The following is a 3239-nucleotide window of genomic DNA, read 5'->3' on the forward strand; positions in this document are numbered from 1 at the left end:
GTCTTCGCCGGGGATGTTCTCCCAGCCATTAGGAAGCTTTCGGAACAGTTGGCCGTTAATGCACCTGAGTCGGCCAGCAGCGAAATCTTTCTTCAGTTGTTCGTAGACCGGATCAGGAGCCGGAAGCACTAGTGGTGCTTCACTCTGCGGCTGAGCTTTAGGCGTTGGCGGTCGCTCGCCATAGCGAGCGTTCCACGCCAACTGTGTTCTGCCGAGCAGGTGTACGCCTCCGGCGATCACTGTAGCCAGTGCTAAACCGATCAGCGTGATATGAATGATGCCGGATCGTTCCCGCGCCACCAGGTGTCTCGGACGTTCCATGTTCACCCCCGGACCGATCATACCCGGGGTGTAGGGGCGGCACCCCAACGGTGACGCTTCATCCCGCGCGAGTACCGACGTTCCGGGCGTGCCAGTCGGCCAGGTCAACGATGACCACCTTGACCGGTCCACGCCGAACAGGCTTTTCAGCTTCGCGGCGCGATTTCAGGCCGTCACGTCGAAGCTCCATGGCATCACGCCACAGCAGACCTGCTAGGCGCTGTGCCGTGATTCGGTCGCCATCCGGGCCGATCAGATGCCGGCCGCTGGCCGAGAAGCGCCAGCCATTCCACTGGCTGGGCACGTCGGTGAGGATCTCTACAACCGTAGGCGCGTTGCGGTTCAGCCGATCAGGCATGCGTCAAAGCTCCCGTTGGTGGGCTTAGAGCCACGCAAGCGCCATGCCAGCCAGTCCCGGAGCAGCCGCGCCCACCAGCCCCAATCGGACTTTGACATAATAGGCATTAGCTTACGCGCTAACCATCTGAATCTTCAGCGGTTTACCGATACAGGAAACATCGGTGAACCCAGCTTCCCAACCATACAACGACGGGCTAGACCGCGCCCATCCTTGCACTGCCGGCGACCATAGCCAGAGCGTCCCGGGCACGCACGAAGCCCCGGTTTCCGAAGTGCGGCGCCCACTCGTCCGCTACCACGGCGGCAAGTGGATGTTGGCGCCTTGGATCATCGCCAACCTTCCGGCGCATCGGTTCTATGTCGAGCCGTTCGGCGGCGGTGCGTCTGTGCTGCTGCGCAAGCCCAGGGCGTATGCCGAGGTCTACAACGACCTGGACGACGAGATCGTCAACCTGTTTCGGGTGGCGCGCTCGCAAGGGCAGCGCTTGGCCGAAGTGCTGCGCCTGACCCCATTTGCACGTACCGAGTTCGTCGATGCGTGGTTCCCGTCCGATGATCCCGTCGAGCAGGCCCGCCGCACCATCGTTCGCGCCTTCATGGGCTTTGCCAGCGCTGCCGTCACGATGAGCCGCGCACCGGCAAGTGCCGGCCGCGGTGGCCTGGCGCGCACAGGTTTCCGGGGCAAGTCGAACAGGTCCGGAACCACACCGGCACACGACTGGGCCCACTACCCGGATGCCCTCGCCGCGATCGTCGCGCGGCTTCAAGGCGTCGTCTTGGAGAATCGAGACGCGTTCGAAGTCATGCCACAGCACGATGGGCCAGACACCCTGTTCTACGTGGATCCTCCCTACGTAGCGGCAACTCGCGATGGTGGCAACGACTACCGCCACGAAATGACCGACTCCGATCATGCGCGCCTGGCCGAGTCCCTGAAATCACTGCGGGGAATGGTGGTGCTTTCTGGCTACCCATCGCCGCTGTACGACGAGCTATTTCCCGGCTGGCGCCGGATTGATCGCCCTGCATTAGCCGACGGCGCGCGTCCGCGCATCGAATGCCTGTGGCTGAACGCGGCTGCCGACCAGGCACACCGCCAGCCGCAGCAGAGGCAGCTGATCACAGGCGGTGCGGCATGAACGGCCCCCGCGTAGAAGAAAAGTTCGAACTGCGACCAGTGAAGCGCGACCGCGACGTACGGCCGTTCATCAAGGACCACCATCGCCACCACGGCATCCCCACTGGGTACCTATGGGGTCACGGCCTGCACGATTCTTGCGGCGAACTGGTGGGCGTGGCCACGGTCGGTCGACCAGTGGCGCGCATGCTGGATGATGGGCTGACGGTTGAGGTCACGCGCTGCTGCACGGATGGATCCCCGAACGCCTGTTCGATGCTGTACGGCGCCGCCAGGCGTGCCGCGATCGCAAAGGGCTATCGGCGCGGCCTGACATACATCCTTGCATCGGAAGAAGGCGGCAGCCTTCGGGCCAGCGGCTACGAACTCTTGTGGACTGTTCGGGGGCGTAGCTGGGACGCAAAATCGCGTCGCCGCGTCGACAAGCACCCGACGACGGACAAGGTGGCCTACGGATGGGGCGCGTGGCCACAACTCGAGCGCGGCTTGCCCCACGCCGCACCGGGGGTGTCGGAATGAAGGCACCCGCAACACAGCTGTACTGGAAGGAATGGGTGGGCGACATGGCGCTGGGGCGCTGTTCGCTCGCCGCCCAGGGCGCATGGGTGCGCATCCTGGCCGTGCTTCACCAGTCGGACGAATACGGGGTGCTGCGCTGGCCCCTGGCCGAATTGGCATCGGCCGCGAACGTTCCGCTGCGTTATGCGCGCGAACTGGCGACAAAAAGCGTGCTGAAAGGCAGCGACCGTTTCGATACCGACTTCGTGCACACGCCGAGGCATGCAGGGCGTGATCTGCCGTCGGTGATTCTAGTGAAGGCAGATGGCGGAAGTTGTTGGTTTTCCGCACGTTTTGTCCGCGATGAGTGGCGGCGAACGCAGCGTGGCGCCACCACACGCTTCACTGAAACCAACCAACCCAGCCGACCACCAACCGGACGGGTGGGTGAACGGCAAGGTGACGGCCCTGCTTTTGCTTCTGCTTCTGCTTCTTCAGGTATAGATAAATCTCTACGAGAGGATAGATCCCCAGAGGGCGCCGACGACCTGGCGCGCGCGCTTCGTGGAGTAGTGGGGTACAGCGAATGCGGGGCGTTCGTTCCCGAGCTGCTGGAAGCGAAGGCGGCAGGGGTAACACCGGAGCAGATCGTCAACGTCGCCCGCGAGAAGCAGGGCAAGTCGGTGGCCTACATCGCGCGTACCGCGATCGGTCGACAGCTGGACAAGCAACAGCAGGCCAGCGAGGTACCGGGTGCGCCGGCAGTCGCCGCAGTTGACCCCGAGGCCAGGGCGCGAGCGGACGAACTCCGCGCCATCGGCGACCAGCTGATCGACCTGCGGCACCACCGTGACCACACGGGGATGCTCAGTGCCGACGACTACACCGAACGCGCCGCGCCGCTGCTGGCGCGGTGGCGTGA

General features: G+C 64.2%; 5 protein-coding genes. 3 read left to right on the forward strand and 2 right to left on the reverse strand.

Annotated features, from left to right (window positions below; all coding sequences use genetic code 11):
- Nucleotides 1-327 (reverse strand): hypothetical protein (locus AC04L7_RS15145; RefSeq protein ID WP_475513319.1); only part of this gene is annotated, 327 nt, incomplete at its 3' end.
- Between the two features lie 52 nt (nucleotides 328-379).
- Nucleotides 380-679, reverse strand: coding sequence for a DUF3653 domain-containing protein (locus AC04L7_RS15150; RefSeq protein WP_435998520.1), 300 nt, complete (start codon nucleotides 677-679; stop codon nucleotides 380-382).
- Nucleotides 680-842: 163 nt separating this feature from the next.
- Between AC04L7_RS15150 and AC04L7_RS15155 the strand changes: the two genes are divergently transcribed.
- The 3 genes from AC04L7_RS15155 to AC04L7_RS15165 all read left to right on the forward strand — a co-directional run.
- The gene (locus AC04L7_RS15155; protein WP_435998522.1) at nucleotides 843-1820 is read left to right on the forward strand and encodes a DNA adenine methylase; all 978 of its coding nucleotides are present in this window, start codon (nucleotides 843-845) and stop codon (nucleotides 1818-1820) included.
- The gene (locus AC04L7_RS15160; RefSeq protein ID WP_435998524.1) at nucleotides 1817-2338 is read left to right on the forward strand and encodes an XF1762 family protein; all 522 of its coding nucleotides are present in this window, start codon (nucleotides 1817-1819) and stop codon (nucleotides 2336-2338) included. The genes AC04L7_RS15155 and AC04L7_RS15160 overlap by 4 nt, the downstream gene beginning before the upstream one ends.
- Nucleotides 2335-3239 (forward strand): hypothetical protein (locus AC04L7_RS15165; RefSeq protein WP_475513320.1); only part of this gene is annotated, 905 nt, incomplete at its 3' end. The genes AC04L7_RS15160 and AC04L7_RS15165, both read left to right, overlap by 4 nt.

The sequence above is a fragment of the Pseudoxanthomonas sp. LjRoot204_2 genome (assembly GCF_056175765.1).

What these genes read in the sequence shown, in the direction of transcription:
- AC04L7_RS15150 (WP_435998520.1), bottom strand. Translation starts at nt 679, where the DNA reads ATGCCTGATCGGCTGAACCGCAACGCGCCTACGGTTGTAGAGATCCTC.
- AC04L7_RS15160 (WP_435998524.1), top strand. Translation starts at nt 1,817, where the DNA reads ATGAACGGCCCCCGCGTAGAAGAAAAGTTCGAACTGCGACCAGTGAAG.